Annotated in this window: 2 protein-coding genes; both read left to right on the forward strand. The window is 39.1% G+C overall.

Annotated elements, in window-relative coordinates:
• Positions 1-378: RNA polymerase sigma factor (locus ACT3RM_RS18045; protein ID WP_444511538.1), on the forward strand; the 378-nt coding region annotated here is incomplete at its 5' end.
• A gap of 60 nt (positions 379-438) precedes the next feature.
• On the forward strand, positions 439-785 hold a 347-nt coding region (locus ACT3RM_RS18050; protein ID WP_444511539.1), incomplete at its 3' end, for a hypothetical protein.

Consider the following 785-nt stretch of genomic DNA (forward strand, 5'->3'; position numbering starts at 1 on the left):
ATGAAAGCATTAAAAATGGAATGCACTACTCATATTGATAACCCATTAGCCTATGGGTATCGCATGGCGCACCATTTAATTGTTGATCATCATAGAGAGAAAAATAAATATCCCGAGAGCCTAGAATATGAGCCTGAAAGTAACGATCTTTCCCTTGAAAACCTACTTGAATATGAACAGCGGCTACGTATCTATCAGCAAGTATTAACTCAAATGCCAGCCTTACGTAGAGATGTGTTTATTCGAAGACGCTTACATGGAGAAAGCCGCCAGCAAATATCGAAAAGTTTAGGGTTGTCCGAAGAAGCTGTAAAAAAGCATATTTCGCGCGCGATGGATATGCTTAAAGAGGCTATCAGCGGATTTATCACCAGCTAATTGTCCCCTTAAAGTACATTAAGTCGTTATATTAATAGTAAAGACAGATAGAGATATTCAATGCATACTCCATTCAAACCTGACGATGCAAGTAATGAACAACTCGATAAACAGATTTGGCAAGACCCTGCACTCATCGAAGCATTGCAAAAAGTGGATTCACAGCAAAAGTCAGATGAACATATAGTAATTTCACCTCGTAAAAAAAATAATTTATTGATATGGGCAAGCGCTGCGGCCGCATGTTTAATTATGGCGTTTATAGGCTTAACCCAGTTAAATCCGCCAGTATCACCAAAAGCTCCCATCCTTGTTGCAGCACAACAATATGTTGCAACTGAAGCATCTGATATTACTTTATCGGATGGCACCGAGGTGGCGTTAAATATTCAAACTAGCTTACAGTA

It is taken from the genome of Pseudoalteromonas sp. AOP7-A1-14 (assembly GCF_052376275.1).
GTDB lineage: Bacteria > Pseudomonadota > Gammaproteobacteria > Enterobacterales > Alteromonadaceae > Pseudoalteromonas.